General features: G+C 63.7%; 17 protein-coding genes. 14 read left to right on the top strand and 3 right to left on the bottom strand.

Features of this window, described 5'->3' with window-relative positions; genetic code table 11:
• Positions 1-139: 139 nt before the first annotated feature.
• Genes IEV62_RS04630 through IEV62_RS04640 form a run of 3 tightly spaced genes read left to right on the top strand, consistent with a single transcriptional unit; the run spans position 140 to position 2919 of the window.
• A complete protein-coding gene (locus IEV62_RS04630) occupies positions 140-1771 on the top strand; it encodes a nitrite/sulfite reductase (RefSeq protein ID WP_188445696.1) in 1632 nt (543 codons plus the stop codon).
• Positions 1764-2171: a DUF934 domain-containing protein gene (locus IEV62_RS04635; protein ID WP_188445697.1), complete on the top strand. Its 408-nt coding sequence runs from the start codon at positions 1764-1766 to the stop codon at positions 2169-2171. The genes IEV62_RS04630 and IEV62_RS04635 overlap by 8 nt, the downstream gene beginning before the upstream one ends.
• Positions 2164-2919 carry a phosphoadenylyl-sulfate reductase gene (locus IEV62_RS04640; RefSeq protein ID WP_188445698.1) on the top strand — a complete coding sequence of 252 codons (756 nt, stop codon included), beginning with the start codon at positions 2164-2166 and terminating at the stop codon, positions 2917-2919. The genes IEV62_RS04635 and IEV62_RS04640 overlap by 8 nt, the downstream gene beginning before the upstream one ends.
• A 162-nt stretch (positions 2920-3081) precedes the next feature.
• Here IEV62_RS04640 and IEV62_RS04645 read toward each other — a convergent pair whose 3' ends face one another.
• Positions 3082-3942, bottom strand: a complete 861-nt coding sequence (locus IEV62_RS04645) for a metal-dependent hydrolase (RefSeq protein WP_188445699.1) — start codon at positions 3940-3942, stop codon at positions 3082-3084.
• A 54-nt stretch (positions 3943-3996) separates the two neighbouring features.
• Between IEV62_RS04645 and IEV62_RS04650 the strand changes: the two genes are divergently transcribed.
• The 10 genes from IEV62_RS04650 (at position 3997) to lptG (ending at position 14505) form a co-directional block, all read left to right on the top strand.
• Entirely contained in the window at positions 3997-4578 is a 582-nt protein-coding gene (locus IEV62_RS04650) for a TetR family transcriptional regulator (RefSeq protein ID WP_188445700.1), read from the top strand.
• 107 nt (positions 4579-4685) lie between these two features.
• Entirely contained in the window at positions 4686-5729 is a 1044-nt protein-coding gene (gene obgE, locus IEV62_RS04655; protein WP_188445701.1) for a GTPase ObgE, read from the top strand.
• A 30-nt stretch (positions 5730-5759) separates the two neighbouring features.
• Entirely contained in the window at positions 5760-6317 is a 558-nt protein-coding gene (locus IEV62_RS04660; RefSeq protein ID WP_188445702.1) for a Uma2 family endonuclease, read from the top strand.
• Positions 6318-6359: 42 nt separating this feature from the next.
• Positions 6360-7478 carry a glutamate 5-kinase gene (gene proB / locus IEV62_RS04665; RefSeq protein WP_188445703.1) on the top strand — a complete coding sequence of 373 codons (1119 nt, stop codon included), beginning with the start codon at positions 6360-6362 and terminating at the stop codon, positions 7476-7478.
• Between the two features lie 140 nt (positions 7479-7618).
• Positions 7619-8524, top strand: coding sequence for an NAD-dependent epimerase/dehydratase family protein (locus IEV62_RS04670; RefSeq protein WP_188445704.1), 906 nt, complete (start codon positions 7619-7621; stop codon positions 8522-8524).
• Between the two features lie 60 nt (positions 8525-8584).
• Positions 8585-8827, top strand: a complete 243-nt coding sequence (locus IEV62_RS04675; protein ID WP_188445705.1) for an acyl carrier protein — start codon at positions 8585-8587, stop codon at positions 8825-8827.
• A 4-nt stretch (positions 8828-8831) separates the two neighbouring features.
• Entirely contained in the window at positions 8832-10094 is a 1263-nt protein-coding gene (spt, locus tag IEV62_RS04680; RefSeq protein ID WP_188445706.1) for a serine palmitoyltransferase, read from the top strand.
• 52 nt (positions 10095-10146) lie between these two features.
• A complete protein-coding gene (locus tag IEV62_RS04685; RefSeq protein WP_188445707.1) occupies positions 10147-12111 on the top strand; it encodes an ATP-binding protein in 1965 nt (654 codons plus the stop codon).
• A 100-nt stretch (positions 12112-12211) separates the two neighbouring features.
• Entirely contained in the window at positions 12212-13411 is a 1200-nt protein-coding gene (locus tag IEV62_RS04690; RefSeq protein WP_188445708.1) for an LptF/LptG family permease, read from the top strand.
• The gene (lptG, locus tag IEV62_RS04695; protein ID WP_188445806.1) at positions 13408-14505 is read left to right on the top strand and encodes an LPS export ABC transporter permease LptG; all 1098 of its coding nucleotides are present in this window, start codon (positions 13408-13410) and stop codon (positions 14503-14505) included. Before IEV62_RS04690 ends, lptG begins: the two co-directional genes overlap by 4 nt.
• A gap of 184 nt (positions 14506-14689) precedes the next feature.
• On the opposite strand, the gene IEV62_RS04700 is transcribed toward lptG, so the two are convergent.
• Positions 14690-15793, bottom strand: a complete 1104-nt coding sequence (locus IEV62_RS04700) for a fatty acid desaturase family protein (protein ID WP_188445709.1) — start codon at positions 15791-15793, stop codon at positions 14690-14692.
• Between the two features lie 143 nt (positions 15794-15936).
• Here IEV62_RS04700 and IEV62_RS04705 point away from each other — a divergent pair, with 143 nt between their 5' ends.
• Positions 15937-17094, top strand: coding sequence for an N-acetyltransferase (locus IEV62_RS04705; RefSeq protein WP_188445710.1), 1158 nt, complete (start codon positions 15937-15939; stop codon positions 17092-17094).
• A 69-nt stretch (positions 17095-17163) separates the two neighbouring features.
• On the opposite strand, the gene IEV62_RS04710 is transcribed toward IEV62_RS04705, so the two are convergent.
• Positions 17164-17418 (bottom strand): hypothetical protein, encoded by a 255-nt coding sequence (locus tag IEV62_RS04710; protein ID WP_188445711.1) that lies wholly within the window; start codon positions 17416-17418, stop codon positions 17164-17166.
• Positions 17419-17502: the final 84 nt, after the last annotated feature.

Raw genomic sequence — 17502 nt, forward strand, 5'->3', positions numbered from 1 at the left:
CATCCTCACCACCCGCACAACCCCTCCGCGTCTCCGCGTCTCCGCGCGAATCAAACTTCTTCTTCCCTCATGCCATCGCGCCTTCGCGTGAAACACCCTTCCGCCTTCCCCGCCTCCCCGCGTCTCCGCGAGAATCACAATGTATAAATATGACCAATACGACCAGCAAATCGTCGACGCCCGCGTCGAGGAGTTTCGCGATCAAGTGAAACGCCGCCTCGCCGGGCAAATCACCGAGGACCAGTTCAAGCCGCTGCGGCTGATGAACGGCCTGTACCTGCAGCTCCACGCGTACATGCTGCGCGTGGCCGTCCCGTATGGCACGCTCGACAGCCGTCAGATGCGCATGCTCGCCCACATCGCGCGCAAATATGACCGCGGCTATGGCCATTTCACCACGCGGCAGAACATCCAATATAATTGGATCAAGCTCGATCAGGCGCCCGACATCCTCGCCGAACTCGCGACGGTCGAGATGCACGCGATCCAGACCTCCGGGAATTGCATCCGCAACATCTCGTCGGATCAATATGCCGGGGCCGCCGCCGACGAAGTCGCCGATCCGCGCATCTGGGCCGAATTGCTGCGCCAGTGGAGCACCTTCCACCCCGAATTTAGCTATTTGCCGCGCAAATTCAAGATCGCGGTGATCGCCGCCGAGGAAGACCGCGCAGCGATGCGGCTGCACGACATCGGCATCCAATTACTGGAGCGCGACGGCGTGCTTGGCGGAAAGATCTTCGTCGGTGGCGGCATGGGCCGCACGCCGATGATCAGCCACGAGATTCGCGATTTCGTCACCGCCGACGATTTGCTCAGCTATGTCGAGGCGTGCTTGCGCGTCTATAATCGCTACGGTCGCCGTGATAATATCTACAAGGCGCGGATCAAGATCCTGCTCCACGAAATCGGCCCCGACGAGTATCGCCGCCAGGTCGAGGAAGAGTTCGTAAGCGTCAAGGCGCTCGGGCTCGATCCGCCCAAGGCCGAATTCGACCGCATCACCGCGATGTTCGCCCCGCCTGCGTTCCGCACCGCCGCCGTCGCTGCGCTTGACCGCAGCGACCCGGATTTCGCGGTGTGGATCGATCAGAACACCGCCGCGCACAAGCAGCGCGGCTACATGATCGTCACGGTCAGCCTGAAGCCCGCCGGTGGCATTCCGGGCGATGCCAGCGCGGAGCAGATCGACGTGCTCGCCGATTTGGCCGAACGCTACAGCTTCGACGAACTGCGCGTCACGCACGCGCAGAACATCGTGCTGCCGCATGTGCATCAGGCCGACCTCTACGATCTTTGGAAAGCGCTCGACGCGACCGGCCTGGCGCCTGCCAACCTCGATCTGATCAGCGACATCATCGCTTGCCCCGGCCTCGATTATTGCAGCCTCGCCAATGCCCGCTCGATCCCGGTCGCTCAGAAGATCACCGAGCGCTTCGCCTCGCCCGAGCGGCAGCGCGACCTTGGCGAATTGAAGCTCAAGATCAGCGGCTGCATCAATGCCTGCGGGCATCACCATGCCGGCCATATCGGCATCCTCGGCGTCGACAAGAAGGGCACCGAAAATTACCAGCTCTCGCTCGGCGGGTCGGGCGCGGAGGATGTCAGCCTCGCCAAAATCACCGGTCCCGGTTTCGATGAGGATGGCATTGTCGATGCGGTCGAGACGGTGACCAACGTCTATCTCGAGCGCCGCGAGGATGGCGAACGCTTCCTCGACACCTATCGCCGCGTCGGCATGGAACCGTTCAAGGAGGCGCTTTATGGGTGACGTGCAGCACGACGAACCCGCGGTCACGCTAGACGCGTTCCTCGATACCCAGACCAACGCCACCGCCGTCCGCTTGGAGGCGGGCGATGATGCGCGCGCGCTGCTGCCCTATCTCGATCGCATCGCCTTGGTCGAAGTCAGCTTCCCGAGCTTCCGCGACGGGCGCGGCTATTCCGCCGCGCGCATCCTGCGCGAAGCCGGCTATGTTGGTGAACTCCGCGCGCAGGGCGATGTGCTGGTCGATCAGATGCCGCTGATGAAACGCTGCGGCTTCGACAGTTTCGCCCCCGAAAGCGAGATCGACCCGGCCACGCTCGAGGCCTCGCTGACGCGCTACGAGAATGTCTATCAAAAGGCTGCTGACGGGCGCGTGCCGATTTGGAAATTACGGCATGGCTAATGCAGCACGCAAGCTCGACCTGATCGACGTTGCGCCTTTCTCGCCCGCCGACGCGGCGGCGATGGAGGCGCGCTATGCCGAAGTCGGCACGCGCGACATGCTCGACGATTTGCTGACCGGGGAGCTGAAAGGTCGCGTCGCCGCGGTGTCGTCGTTCGGCGCGGAAAGTGCGGTGCTGTTGCACCTGATCGCGCAGATCGACCGCGATATCCCGGTCATCTTCCTCAATACGCAGAAGATTTTCGGCGAGACGCTGCAATATCGCGACGCGCTCTCGGAAACGCTTGGCTTCACCGATTTGCGCGTGTTCCGCCCCGACCCGCGCTTGCTCGCGGCGAAGGATGCGACTGGTCTGCGCTGGAATTACGATCCCGACGGTTGCTGCGATTTGCGCAAGGTCGAGCCGCTGCGCCGGGCGCTCGCGCCGTTCGATGCGTGGGTGTCTGGTCGCAAGGGTTTCCAGGCGGGGACACGCGACGCGTTGCCGCGTTTCGAAGAGGATGAGGGTCGGCTGAAACTCAACCCGCTGGCGGATTGGGACAAGGCCGCGCTCGACGCCTATTTCGCCGAGCACCACTTGCCGCGCCATCCGCTCGAGGCGGAAGGCTATGCCTCGATCGGCTGCGCGCCATGCACTTCGAAGGTGTTGCCTGGCGAAGACCCGCGCGCCGGACGCTGGCGCGGCTGGGAAAAGGTCGAATGCGGGATTCATGTGCCGGAAAAGCCGGGGGAAGAGCCGGTGTTTTGACGGGCGGCATTTTCGCTCTCCCTTCGCCCTGAACCACCCCGGCGAAGGCCGGGGCCCAGTCGCGAAGGCCAAAGGTGTCGCGTTCGGCGCGCTACACAAACCACACCGCAACTGGGCCCCGGCCTCCGCCGGGGTGGTGCCGCTTGAAGTAAGGTCAGTCCCTCAAGCTGCCAGCGCCTCGCGGGGCAGCACCGCCGCCGCATAGTCGCTCTCGGCACGCGCGATCAGCTTTCGATCGTCATGGTTCCACGGATGGAAGCCGGGCAGGAAAAACGCGATCCACGCACCAAGAATCTTCCGCGCCATCCCCGGCCGCCCGAGTGCGTACCACAGGATCCCGAAATGCGCCCGCGCGCCGATAATCCCGTCCTGCCGCAGCAATTCGAGCATACCCTTATAACGTCCGGCGAAGAACTTCACCGTCGTGCCAAGCATAACGATCGCCTTGATCTTCCAGCGTTTCGCCCGCGTCCAATCGCGCGTTGCGTGCAGCCAAGTGTCATAAGCGACACCTTTATGCTCGATTTCCTCGGCGGCATGCCAGCGCCACAGCGCGGCTGCCTGTTCGTCGCCACCGGCCAGATGACGCGGATTGGCGATCAATTGATGCGCCAGCATCGCGGTAAAATGTTCAAGCGCCATCGTCGCGGCCAGGCTCGCGATCGGCGGGTGGCCCTTGGTCAGCGCCAGCGCATCGTCGATATGCTGCTCGAGCCGCGACACGTCATAGCCCTGATCGGTGACATGGCGATTGAACGCGACATGTTCGCGCGTGTGGATCACTTCCTGCTTGATAAACGCCTGGATCTCGGCGTGCAGCCTGGGCGGCGTGCCCTCGCGGAAAGTGCGCACACTATCGACGAAAAAGCCTTCGCCCTTGGGAAAGGTCACCGACAGCGCGTTGTAGAAGGCGGTCGCGAACGGATCATTGTTGAGCCACCAACGGCGCATCTGCGTGCCGCGCCCAAAGCGCAGGTCGCGCGGAACGATCGTCAAATCGGCGGGAGTGGTTGCTTTCGCCATGAAAACCTCCGAACAGCAAAAAGAACAGGTTCGAATTATGCGCTACTTACATCAATGTCAATAGTCCGCAAACGACTCAGCCCGGTAGAATCACGTGATGCCGCGATCGAAGCAGCACGGGCTTTGCTGGTCGAGGCTGGCCCGCAGGCCGTCACGCTCAAGGCGGTTGCGGCGCGGATCGGGCGGACGCATGCCAATCTGCTCCACCATTTCGGCTCGGCGGCGGACCTGCAAAAGGCGCTGATCACGCACCTGGCCGACACGATTACCGAGGAGATCGGCGCGGCAGCAAAGCGCGCGCGGCTCGGCGATGCCGATCCGCGCGAAGTGGTGGATCTGACCTTCGATGCCTTCGTCAACGGCGCGGGCGCGATGGCGGCGTGGATGATCCTGTCGGGCAATCATGACGCGCTCGATCCCGTGCTTAGCGCGATCCACCGGCTGGTCGATGATCTTGCCGAGGATGCGGAAACCGGCAAGCACATCCATGAGGACACGTTGCAACTGGTGTTGATGGCGATGGGCGACGCCTTGCTCGGCGGCGCGATGGCCAAGGGACTCGGCTTGCCGCCCGAAGCCGCGCGAACGATCGCGACGCGGGCGCTGATGGCCTCGCGGACGATCCTCCCGGCTTGAGGAAAAGCGCCGTGGCAAAGCCACGTCGTCGGTCCTTGCCGTAGCAAGGCCGGCCGGGCGCGATGCCGGTGTGGCTTTAGCTGCGCTAAAGCGCTAGGCATCGCGCCATGCATTTCCTCGACCAAGCAAAGATCTTCGTCCGATCGGGCGCAGGCGGCCCCGGTGCCGTCAGCTTTCGGCGCGAAAAGTTCATCGAATATGGCGGCCCCGACGGCGGCAATGGCGGCAAGGGTGGCGACATCATCTTCGAAGCCGTGCCCGGCCTCAACACGCTGATCGATTTTCGCTACACGCAGCATTTCCGCGCGCCGCGCGGGCATGGCGGGTCGGGCTCGAACCGTACCGGTGCTGGCGGCGACGATCTCCTCATCCGCGTCCCCGTCGGCACGCAAGTGCTGAGCGAGGACAAAGACGAAGTGCTCGCCGATTTCACCGTTCCCGGCGAACGAATCGTATTCCTGCGCGGCGGCGATGGCGGGCGCGGCAATGCCACCTACAAGACCTCGACCAATCGCGCGCCGCGCCAGCACGGCACCGGCTGGCCGTATCAGGAAATGTGGGTGTGGCTGCGCTTGAAGCTGCTCGCCGATGCCGGGCTGGTCGGTCTGCCCAACGCCGGCAAGTCGACCTTCATCAACGCCGTCACCAATGCGCAGGCCAAGGTCGGCGCCTATCCCTTCACCACCGTGCGCCCGCAATTGGGCGTTGTCAGCCGCCACAATCGCGAATTCGTCGTGGCCGACATTCCCGGCCTGATCGAGGGCGCGGCCGACGGTGCCGGGATCGGCGACCGCTTCCTCGGCCACATCGAACGCTGCAAAGTGCTGCTCCATCTGGTCGATGCAACCGAGGAGGATCCTGTGGGTAACTACCGGATCGTGCGTGGAGAACTCGATGCCTATGGCGGCGGGCTTGTGGATAAGCCGCAAGTGATCGGCCTCAACAAGATCGACGCGCTGGACCCCGCCGACGTGAAGAAGCTCGTCACCAAGCTGAAGCGCGCGAGCAAGTCCGAGGTCATGCCGCTCTCGGGCGCTGGCGGTACCGGGGTCGAAGCGGTGGTCGATCGCCTGATCGAGGCGATCGGCCCGGCCGAAGGCGCCCCCGCGCGCGACGACGATACCCCCCCTGGGGAATGGTCGCCGGTTTGAGGCACCAGCCCGATATGGTATAAAACCACCATGGCGACTCAGATTGTCTATCCCCTGCTGACTGCCGAGGAATTCCTCGAAATCGATTTCGGCGATCGCAAGGCCGAACTCGATAACGGCGTGATTCGCATGATGGCAGGCGGCACCGCGCGTCATGCCCGAGTCCAAGGAAACATTTATGTTGCCCTTGCAAACCGGCTGCGCGGCAGCGGATGCACACCGTATAATTCCGACATGGCAGCGAGAACTCGAGATCGCTCGGTCCGCTATCCCGACGTATCTGTCTATTGCGGGCGGGACGAAGCGAAGGATGACGAGAAAAAAGCCTTTGACGATCCACGCGCCGTGTTTGAAGTTCTTTCGGCTGGCACCGCTCGCACCGATCTCGGCGTCAAGCTGGACGAATATAAGGCGTTGCAGACCGTAGACACGATTGTCTTCGTGGACATTGCAACAGAGGGATTGCGCATCGTCCAGCGGACCGGCCCAAAAGGCTGGACCGACACCACCTATGACATGCCGATCGATGTGATTTTGCCATCACTCAACCTCTCGATCCCCCACACCGAGATTTTCGCGCGCGACTAAGCATCATTGGCGCAAGCGCCGCCACGCGCTAACGCGGGCGCAATGTCCGCCTTTACCCCCGCCGCCTGTCCCCGCCTGATCGTCAAGGTCGGATCATCGCTGCTCGTCGCCGCCGATGGCACGGTGCGGCGCGATTGGTTGACCAGCCTCGTCGCCGACATCGCCGCACGCGTGCGTTCCGGCCAGGAGATCGCCGTGGTCTCCTCGGGCGCGATCGCGCTCGGCGCACGGCGCCTGAAGCTTCCCAAAGGCGGCCGCGCCAGCCTCGAGGATGCGCAGGCCGCCGCCGCGACCGGGCAAATTGCGCTGTCGCAAATCTGGGCCGAATTGCTCGGTGCCGAGGGCCTGACTGCCGCGCAGATGCTGGTGACGCTCGACGATCTCGAGGATCGCCGCCGTTATCTCAATGCCTCCGCCACGCTCGGGCGCTTGCTCTCGCTCGGCGTCGTGCCCGTCATCAACGAAAATGACAGCGTCGCCACCGAAGAAATCCGCTTTGGCGACAATGACCGGCTTGCCGCGCGCATCGCGCAAGCCGCGGGCGCGCACGGCGTGATCCTGCTGTCCGATGTCGCTGGCCTGTACGACGCCAACCCCAATACCAACGCCGAGGCGACGCTGATCGCCCGCGTCGAACGGATCGATGCCGCGATCGAGGCGATGGCCGATGGCGGATCAACCTCGGGCATGGGATCGGGCGGGATGGTATCGAAAATCGCCGCCGCGCGGATCGCGACCGCCGCGGGCGTGCATCTGGCGATCGTATCGGGGCATATCGAGCATCCGCTTGCCGCCTATGACGCGAGTGGACGCGGCACACTCTTCGTCGCGGAACGTGCGGCGCCTGCGCGCAAAGCGTGGCTGGCGGGCGGCCTCACCGCCAAGGGCGAAATCATGATCGATGCGGGCGCGGCCAAGGCATTGTCGAGCGGCAAGAGCTTGCTCGCAGCGGGCGCGACGCGCGTGGCGGGAAGCTTCATTCGCGGCGATCTGGTCGCAGTGATCGGGCCGGACGGGCGGACGCTCGCGCGGGGCTTGAGTGAATATGACGCGAGCGAGGCAGCGGCATTGACGGGCAAGCGTAGTGACGAACAGGCGGAAATCCTCGGCTATGCGCCACGTGCCGCTTTGGTCCACCGCAACCATATGGCACTGGTATGATGGCAGAATTCTCTGAATTTCCCTCTCCCTATGGGAGAGGGAGGGAGCCGCAAAGCGGCGGAAGGGTGAGGATGACGCGCGCCTCACCCTCACCCCTCGCCGCCTTCGCGGCTCGACCCTCTCCCAAAGGGAGAGGGTAAATGACCATCCTCGCCATCACCGGCGGCACCGGTTTCGTCGGGAAGCGCACGATCGACCTCGCGCTCGCCGCAGGACACAGCGTCCGCGCCCTCACCCGCCGCCCGCAGCCGGAGCGCGACGGCGTCAGCTGGATCGAAGGCGCACTCGACACGCCCGAGCCGCTCGATCGGCTGGTCAACGGCGCCGACGCGGTGCTGCACATTGCGGGCGTGGTCAACGCGCCCGACCGCGCCGGATTTGCCGCCGGGAACATCGCGGGCACGCAAGCAGTCCTCGACGCGACGCGCAACGCGGGCGTGCGCCGCGTCGTCCACGTCTCCTCGCTGGCCGCGCGCGAGCCAAGTTTGTCGGCCTATGGCTGGTCCAAAACCGAATCCGAAACGGTGGTCGCCGCCTCCGGGCTCGACTGGTCGATCGTCCGGCCGCCAGCGATCTACGGCCCCGGCGACATGGAAATGCGCGACTTGTTCCGCATGGCGAAATCGGGCTTTGCCGCCCTTCCCCCCGGTGGCCGCGTATCGGTCATCCATGTCGATGACATCGCAAGCTTATTGCTGACGCTCGCCACCGCTGACATGCCCGCGTCGATCCTCGAACCCGATGACGGGCGGTTGGGCGGATGGAGCCATGCCGAGCTGATCCGCGCGATCGGCGTCGCGGTCGGGCGCAGGGTGCTGCCGATCGCCTTGCCCAAGCCGTTGCTGACGCTGATCGCGCACGCCGACAAAACGTTTCGCGGCGCGGGCGCGAAGCTCACCCCTGACCGTGTCGGCTATCTCTGCCACCCCGACTGGACGGTCGACCCCGCCAAACGCCCGCCGTCGCAACTGTGGCAGCCTAGGATCGCCACCCCCGATGGCCTCGCGGCAACCGCAGCATGGTATCGCGCAAACGGCTTGTTATAGGCTTGCTATAAAGCCGCCGCATTTGTCCGGCACAGCGTCACGACCCTTCAAGGACCGAGCATGACCGACCGCCAACACATTTACGACACCGTCACCGCGCAAATCGAGCCGTTCAACAAAAAAGGCGTGACGCTCAGCGATGCCACGACCTTTCAGGGCGACCTCGAATGGGACAGCCTGACTGTGATGGATTTCGTCGCCGCGATCGAGGACGAATTCGAAATCATCATCACGATGAACATGCAGGCCGAAATCGAAACCGTCGGCCAATTGGTCGATGCGGTCGAAAAGTTGAAGGGTTGATCCGATGAGTGACGCTGGCCTCGCCCCCGAAAAGCTTGTTTTCGATCCACCCGTGGTCGCGCCGGAACGCGATCTCATGTCGAAATTCGACCCGATCATCGCCGAACGCCAGGCGCTGATCGACACCGGCGTCACCGATCCGTTCGCGATCGTGATGGAGCACGTAAAATCGCCGACCGAAGCGGTCATCGCCGGTCGCGACACGATCCTGCTCGGCACCTACAATTACATGGGCATGACGTTCGACCCCGACGTGATCCAGGCGGGCAAGGACGCGCTCGACCAATATGGCTCGGGCACCAATGGCAGCCGCATGCTCAACGGCACCTTCCGCGACCATATCGAGGTCGAGGATGCACTCCGCGATTTCTACAACGTGTCGGGCGCGATCGTCTTTTCGACCGGATACATGGCCAATCTCGGCATGATTTCGACGCTCGCCGGCAAGGGCGAGTACGTCATCCTCGACGCCGACAGCCATGCCTCGATCTATGACGGCTGCCAGCAGGGCAATTCCGAGATCGTGCGCTTCCGCCACAATTCGGTCGAGGATCTCGACAAGCGCCTTGGTCGCCTGCCCAAGGAACCCGGCAAATTGGTCGTGCTCGAGGGCGTCTATTCGATGCTCGGCGATATCGCGCCGCTCAAGGAAATGGTCGCCGTCGCCAAGCAGCATGGCGCGATGGTGCTCAGCGACGAAGCCCATTCGATGGGCTTTTACGGCCCCAATGGCCGTGGCGTGTATGAGGAGCAAGGCTGCGAAGCCGATGTCGATTTCATCATCGGCACCTTCTCCAAATCGGTCGGCACAGTCGGCGGCTTTTGCGTGTCGAACCATCCGAAGTTCGAAGCGATCCGGCTCGTCTGCCGCCCCTATATCTTCACCGCCTCGCTGCCGCCCTCGGTCGTCGCGACCGCCGCCACGTCGATCCGCAAGCTGAAGCATGCGCACGGCAAGCGCCGCCAATTGTGGGAAAACGCCCGGTCGCTGCACAGCGGCCTCAAGGCGCTCGGCTTCAAGCTCGGCACCGAAAAGCCCGACAGCGCGATCATCGCGATCATCCTCGATGATCAAACCCAGGCGGTGGCGATGTGGCAGTTGCTGCTCGATGGCGGTCTCTACGTCAACATGGCGCGCCCTCCGGCGACGCCAGCGGGCACCTATCTGCTGCGCTGCTCGCTGTGCGCCGAACATACTCCGGCGCAAATCGCGCGCGTCCTGCAGATGTTCGAAGCCGCGGGCCGGGCAACCGGTGCGATCGGCTGACGCGAGCGGCGCGACTCTATCCACGAGTCGCGACGTGCGGTAAGGTGCTGACATGAGTGGACCTCAGCCCGATGCGACCGGCACGGATCGAGCCGGCACTGTCTGGCACACGGTAGCGCTGCTCGTCATGGCTGCGCTCGGCGTGGCGGTGCTCGTCGCACTCAACCTGACGCTGGGCGAGGCCAATCGCCAACGCGACCGTGCGCTGAAATTGCAAACGCACAGTTACGAAGTGATGATCCTCTCGGCCACACTGTCGGGGACGATCGCGCATGCCGAGGCGTCGCTCGGGCGCTATGTGATCAGTGCCGACAAGGAATTGGGCCAGGCCTATTCGGCCGACTGGACACTCGCGAGCCAGCAACTCGCGCGGCTCGACCTGATCACGCGCGACAGTGCCGAACAACAGGCGTTGACCACCGAATTGCAGCGCGCGATGGCGGCGCGCGGCGACGAACTCAGCACCGTGGTGCTCAACACCCTCTACAAACGCAACGATCAGGCGCTGGCGCTGTTTTACAAAGCGCGTTCGGCCCCTGCCCGCGCCGAGATCGACCGCGTGCTCGATCAGATTGGCGCGCAGGAGCGCACGGTTCTGGCAAAGCGCACCGGCATTGCGATGAAGTCCGTCGCACGGTCGACCGGGGTGGCGAGTACGCTTTCGGTGTTCGGCATGCTGCTCGCGGCGGGCGCGGTTGCGCTTGGTTGGCTGACCGTGACGGCCTTGGGGCAACGGGCTGTCGCCCGCACCGAAGCCGCGACCGAACGCGATCGCGCGACCGAATTGGAAGCGGCGGTCGAGCGCGCCTCCGCCGTCTTGCTGGCGCAGGAAAGCAAGCTTCGCCAAGTCCAGAAAATGGAGGCCGTCGGGCAATTGACCGGCGGTATCGCGCATGATTTCAACAATATGCTGGCGGTCGTACTCGGCGGACTTGAACTGGCCAAGCGCCAGGTCGAGGCCGATCCGGCGGCGGCGCAGCGTCACATCGACAATGCCACCGAAGGGGCCAATCGCGCCGCGGCGTTGACCCGGCAACTCCTCGCTTTCTCGCGCGAGGAGGCGCTGCGCTCGGAACCGATCGAGCCGGTCGCGCTGGTGCTCGGCATGTCCGACCTGCTCGATCGCACGCTCGGCGACACGATCGAAGTCGATGTCCATGCGCCCGAGGACGATAGCTGGCTGGTTCGCTCCGACCAACACCAACTTGAAAATGCCGTCCTCAATCTCGCCGTCAATGCGCGCGATGCGATGGAAGGACGCGGCAAGCTTACCATTACCACCGTCGGCGTGACGCTGGCGGAGGGCGCGGTCGGGACCTGCCAAGCCGGCGACTATGTCGCGCTGTCGGTCGCGGATACTGGCTGCGGCATGTCGCCCGATCTGCTAGAGCGCGTGTTCGAACCGTTCTTCACGACAAAACCGGCGGGTAAGGGTACCGGCCTCGGCCTCAGCCAGGTGTTCGCCTTCGTCCGGCAAGCCGATGGTGAGGTCAGGCTCAAATCGGTGGTCGGCGAAGGGACGACGGTCACGCTGTATCTCCCACGCTACGTCGCCGACGCGCCCGCGACGGATGAAAAAGCCGCCTCCGCAGCACCCGCTTCATTCGAACATCGAGCGCTCGATATTCTCGTGGTGGAGGACGACCCAAGGGTCCTGGCGGCGACGATGGGCGCGCTCGAGGAGCTCGGTCACCGCCCGGTCGCGTGCGACGATCCGCTCGCCGCACCCGCCGCGCTCGATCGCCTCGGCCGGGTCGATCTGATCGTGAGTGACGTGCTGATGCCGGGTCAAACCGGCCCGGAAATGATCGCTAACCTGTTGCAACGGCGGCCTGAAATCGCTGTTCTTTTCGTGACGGGCTATGCCGGCGAAGCGGGCGGAGCGGCCGAGTTTGGCGGGCATCACGTGTTGCGCAAACCCTTTACGCTTGCCGCGCTGGAGCGCGCCGTCGCGGCGGCGGCGACCGACGCCATGGGTCGCCCCGGTGACGGAATCGACAGCATTGCGGCGGAATGATTTCGTAGCTGACGAAGTCGCTTCACGCCGATATAGCGACGATACGGCCAGTGCCGTCGAACGCCCCTCCCCTCCGGCCGGACGCCTCCTCCCCCACACCATGAAATCCATCGACCGCTACATGGCCCGGCTGATCGCAGTGCCGCTGTTTTCGACCCTCGTCATCTTCGCGATGCTGCTGGTGCTCGATCGCATGCTGCGCTTGTTCGATTTCGTGGCGACCGAAGGCGGCCCGGTCAGCGTGGTGTGGCGAATGCTCGCCAATTTGCTGCCCGAATATTTCGGTCTGGGCATTCCGGTCGGCCTGCTGCTCGGCACGTTGCTCGCCTTCCGCAAACTGGCGACATCGTCCGAGCTCGATGTGATGCGCGCGGTGGGCATGAGCTATACGCGGATGCTGTACGTGCCGTATCTGTTTGCACTCACGCTGGGCGCGATCAATCTCGCGATCGTCGGGTTCGTTCAGCCCGAGGCGCGCTTCAATTACGAAAAACTGCGCTTCGAATTGCGCACCGGCGCGCTCGGCGCATCGATCAAGGTCGGCGAGTTCACGCATTTCGGCAAGGACATGACGCTGCGGATCGAGCAGAGCCACGATTCGGGCCGTCGTCTGTCGGGCATCTTCCTGCGCCGCGACGATGGCAAGGGCGGCTCGATCGCCGTCACCGCGGCAAGCGGACAGTTCTTCGCGACCGAGAATCTCGACGAGATCATTTTCCGCCTGACCGACGGCACGCTGATCCGCACCGAGGCGAATGTGGCAACGCCACGCGTGTTGCGCTTCAGCGTCAATGATTTGCCGATCCCGTTGCCCAAGACCGAAAACTTCCGAATGCGCGGCGCCGAAAATCTCGAACGCACGCTGCCCGAACTCGTCCGGATCGGCGGCGATCGCGGTGCCAGCAAAGAGGCGCGAACCACCAGTCAGGCCGCCTTCAACTTCCGCACCGCCGAAGTCCTATCGATCCTGTTATTGCCGCTGCTGGCGCTCGCGCTCGGCGTGCCGCCCAAACGCTCGACCTCGGCGCTCGGCGTGTTCCTCGCGATCGTGATGATCGTCGCCTATCACAAGGTGAACGAATATGCGCAGGCGGTCGGCGGCCTTGGCAAGATTGATCCGTTCCTGGCGATCTGGATCCCGTTCGCGGTGTTCGCCGGGCTGACGCTGTGGATGTATTATACGATCGCCTATGTTCCGGGCGGGCAGCCGATCGGCGCGCTCGAACGCGTTTTCTCCAAGCTGAGCAAGGCGATCGGAAAGTTGCTGCCGTGGCGGCGCGACAAGAGCGCGGCGGCATGATCTCGTTCCAGCTTTTCCCCTCACGGACCGTTTCGCTCTACATGGGCAAGATGTTTCTCGTGCGCACCTTCGCGGTGCTGGCGATGTTGGTGCTGATCCTGCAGGCGCTCGATTTGCTCAGCGAAACGGGTCACATCCTGGCGCACCCGGGCAATGGCCAGCCCGAGATCCTGCGCTATGTGTCGCTGCGCATTCCCGAGATCGTCGCGCAATTCCTGCCGTTTTCGGTGCTGCTCGGCACGATCATCACGCTGTCGACGCTCAACGGCAATAGCGAAGTGGTCGCGCTCAAGGCATCGGGCCTGTCGGCGCACCAAGTGCTGGCGCCGCTGCTGATCACCGCGCTCGGCGTGGCGCTGATCTCCTTCGCCTTCAACGAACGCATCGTCAGCCGCGCGACCGCGACGCTCGATCAGTGGCAGAAGCTCGAATACGGCCCGGTTCCGGTCGATCGCGGCGACCGCAGCAATGTGTGGGTCCGCAACGGCGACGATCTGTTGCAAGTCGATCATATCAGCGGGCGCGGGGACGCAACGAAGCTGACCGGCATCACCATGTTCGATCGGAGCGGCGGCAATTTGGTCGCAATCGTCTCGGCCAAAAGCGGCGTCCGGCAGGGTAACGGTTGGAAAGTCGGCCCCGCGACGCGCTTCGATGTCGCCAGCGGGAAGCTGACGCAGGTTGGTGAGACCGTGATCGCGTCCGGCGTGCGGCCCGATCAGTTCACTTTGGCGTCCGTGAATGCAAACGGCCTGTCGTTCAGAGCCTTATCGACGACCATTGCCGATCTGAAGGCCGGGGGCCGTCCGACCAAGGCGCTGGAAGGCGCGATGTGGCACAAATTATCGGGGCCACTTTCGTCGATTCTGATGCCGCTGCTTGGGGCGGTCGCGGCGTTCGGGCTGGCGCGATCGGGCAAGCTGTTCGTGCGCGCCGTGATCGGGATGATGCTGGGATTTCTGTACTTCGTCGCCGACAATTTCGCGCTGGCGATGGGTAATCTCGGCGCCTACCCGCCTTTCCTCGCGGCGTGGGCACCGTTCCTGCTGTTCTTCATGATCGGCGAGGCCGTGCTGATACGCACGGAAGAATAGCCCGCGCGGCGGAGCCACCGACCTTCCCAAATGGAAGCGCTTCGATTCATCTCTGATCTTCGCGCCCTTCGCGTGAACCAATCTTCTTATTTCACGCGAAGAGCCCGAAGGAGCGAAGAGCGCGAAGAGATATCGCGACCACGGTTCCGCCAGAAACGATCAGTCCGCTATCGCGGGAGCAGCGTTAGCCGCGCTTCCCCATCGTCGAACGCACCAACCGCGCCACCAAACCCGGCAACCCCGGATAACTCGCCGTGTGATACGGCGACTCCGTCCCCAGCGCCTTCGACAACCGCCGATGCGCCTCCGCCAGCGAGTGGTATGGCAAACCCGGCAGGAGGTGGTGGAGCGCATGATAGCGCAAGCCCACCGGTGCCCATAGCACCGGCAGGAAGGCCGGTGGCGGGACGTTGACGGTGTCGAGATATTGCGCGGTGACGCTCATCGTGTCGCCCTCGTGATTATCCCACAGATGCGCGACGAGCGTCCGAATCTGGTTGAGAACGTACACGCCCGAGGTGATCGCCAACGCAATCGCAACCATCCGCAGCGGGAAAATCCCGGTCGCGACCAGCGCGATCAGCGTGACCGCCCAGACGCTGCACGCGCCCTCCAGCATCCACCACAGCCGCGCCGCCTCGCCTTCCGGCAGACGGCGGCGGAAGGCGGGATTGATCGACAGTGACGAATAACGCTCGACCAGCACACGATGCATCCCCGGCACGACCAGCGACAGCGGGGTCAGCACGCCGTAGCGCACGATCAACGCGAACGGCGCGAGGATCGAGGTCAGGATGAACAACGGCAGCGTCCACGGCTTCATTGATGCCAGCGGCAGATATTCGGGATCCTCAATCGTGCCGTAGCGCGTGCGCGCGTGGTGGAGGTTATGGACACCTTCATACATGAAGCTCGGAACCAGCAACGGAACGCCCGCAATCACGTTCCATCCAAAACGAAAACCCGGCAGCGACGCGTGCCGGATATGCGTGACTTCGTGGATGAAACTGCCTGCGCGATACAGTGCCAGCACAGCGACCACGCTCGCCACGACCGCCCAGCCAACCGAGCCAAGCGTCATTGCCAGCGCTAACGCGGCATACCCGATCCCCGCCGATAGCAGCAGGTCAGTCCAGTAAACCGCGGCGCTTGGCGGGTTGAGGTCACGCGTCAGCTCGGCCGCCGCGCGCAGCATCGACTTGTCGTCGGCGATGCTCGACAAGCGGCCGCGCAAGGCGTCTCCGGCGGAGGCGGCGTCGCGCCGCTCTAGCGTTAGCGAAATGTCCATGGAATGGGCCATTGCAAGAAGATAGTGGCTAGACGGTGGCAGCAAAAGGGGGGCGTCCCGGTCCACCCGTCTGCGTCGCACGCGCTTGACAGCGGCGCGCGTACGCGGGACGTGTCGCGCACTTTTCTGGAGGGACCGCACCCGTGGCCATTGCTTCGCTTTCCGTTCGCCCAATCAGCAGCAAGGCCGATCGCAAGCGCTTCATCGATCTCCCCTTCCACCTCTACCAGGACGATCCGAACTGGGTCCCGCCACTGAAGGGCGAGGCACTCGGCCTGATCACGCCCGAAAAAAATGGCTGGTTCAGCCACGCCAAGGCGCAGCTCTTCCTCGCCGAGCGCGACGGCGCGGTCGTCGGGCGGATCTCCGCGCATATCGACACGCTCGCACTGGAGATGGACCCGGCCAAGGGTTTCGGCCCCGGCTGCGGGCAATTCGGCCTGTTCGATGCCGAGGATGCCAATACCGCCAAAGCCTTGATCAATGCCGCCGAAGGCTGGCTGCGCGGCCAGGGCATGAACCGCGTGCTCGGCCCGATCAGCATGTCGATCTGGGAGGAGCCCGGGTTGCTGGTCGAAGGGTTCGATCATCCGCCCACGATCATGATGGGCCATGCCAAGCCCGAATATCGCGGCTGGATCGAGGCGGCCGGCTATCACAAGGTCAAGGAATTGGTGACCTATGAACTCGACATCACCAAGGATTTCGTGCCGCTGCTTCAGCGGATCATCGCATCGGGTAACAAAAATCCGCGTATCCGCATCCGCAATGTCGACAAAACCAAGTTCGAGGAGGAAGCCGCGACGATCCTCGCCATCCTCAACGATGCCTGGTCGGACAATTGGGGATTCGTGCCGCTGACTCCGCCCGAAATCGCCGATGTCGGCGTCAAGCTGAAGCCGATTGTGTTCAACGACCTGATCCGGATCGCCGAACTCGACGGCAAGCCCGTCGCGTTCATGATCACGTTGCCCGATCTCAACGAAGCGATCGCGCCGCTAAAGGGCAATCTCTTCCCGTTCGGCTGGGCGAAACTGTTGCTATGGCTGCGCAAACCGCGCGTGAAGACGATGCGCGTGCCATTGATGGGCGTGTTGAAGGAGTTGCAGGCGTCGCGCCTGGCGAGCCAGCTCGCCTTCATGCTGATTCAAGAAATCAAGGACGCCTCTGTTGCCCATTACGGCGCGACCCGCGGCGAGATCGGCTGGATCCTCGACGACAATCAGGGAATGAATTCGATCGCCGAGGCGATCAACTGCGACATCAACAAGCGCTATTGGATTTTCGAAAAGACGCTCTGACCGAGCGCCGGGTAGGGTGGCGATGTCGCGGGGTGAGCGCGGCACCGCCCCTGGAATAGTCTGCGCTTACTACTTGGCGAGCGGGTCGAAGCCTTGCTCGAGCCAGGCCTCGCGCGTTTTGCAGGTCTTGACCGGAATGCGCGACCCGGTGACCAAATCAACGATGCAATATTTGGTTTTCGCGTTTGGGACGCGCGCGCCGTCCTGCGCGACCTGCGGTGCTTCAGTGGTCGGTGCCGCGGTTGGGCGCGTATCGCTTGCGACAACAGGCGAAGCCGCGACGCTCAGCAATACGGCCGTGGTGAGTACGAACAGCTTGGTCATGATATCCTCCGCTGGAAACCTGCGGGTGTCTCAACCCGCAACCGTGTTACTGCATTAGTCATGCCAAACACAAGAAAGGTTGTT

The organism is Sphingomonas psychrolutea (assembly GCF_014636175.1).
Lineage (GTDB): Bacteria > Pseudomonadota > Alphaproteobacteria > Sphingomonadales > Sphingomonadaceae > Sphingomonas > Sphingomonas psychrolutea.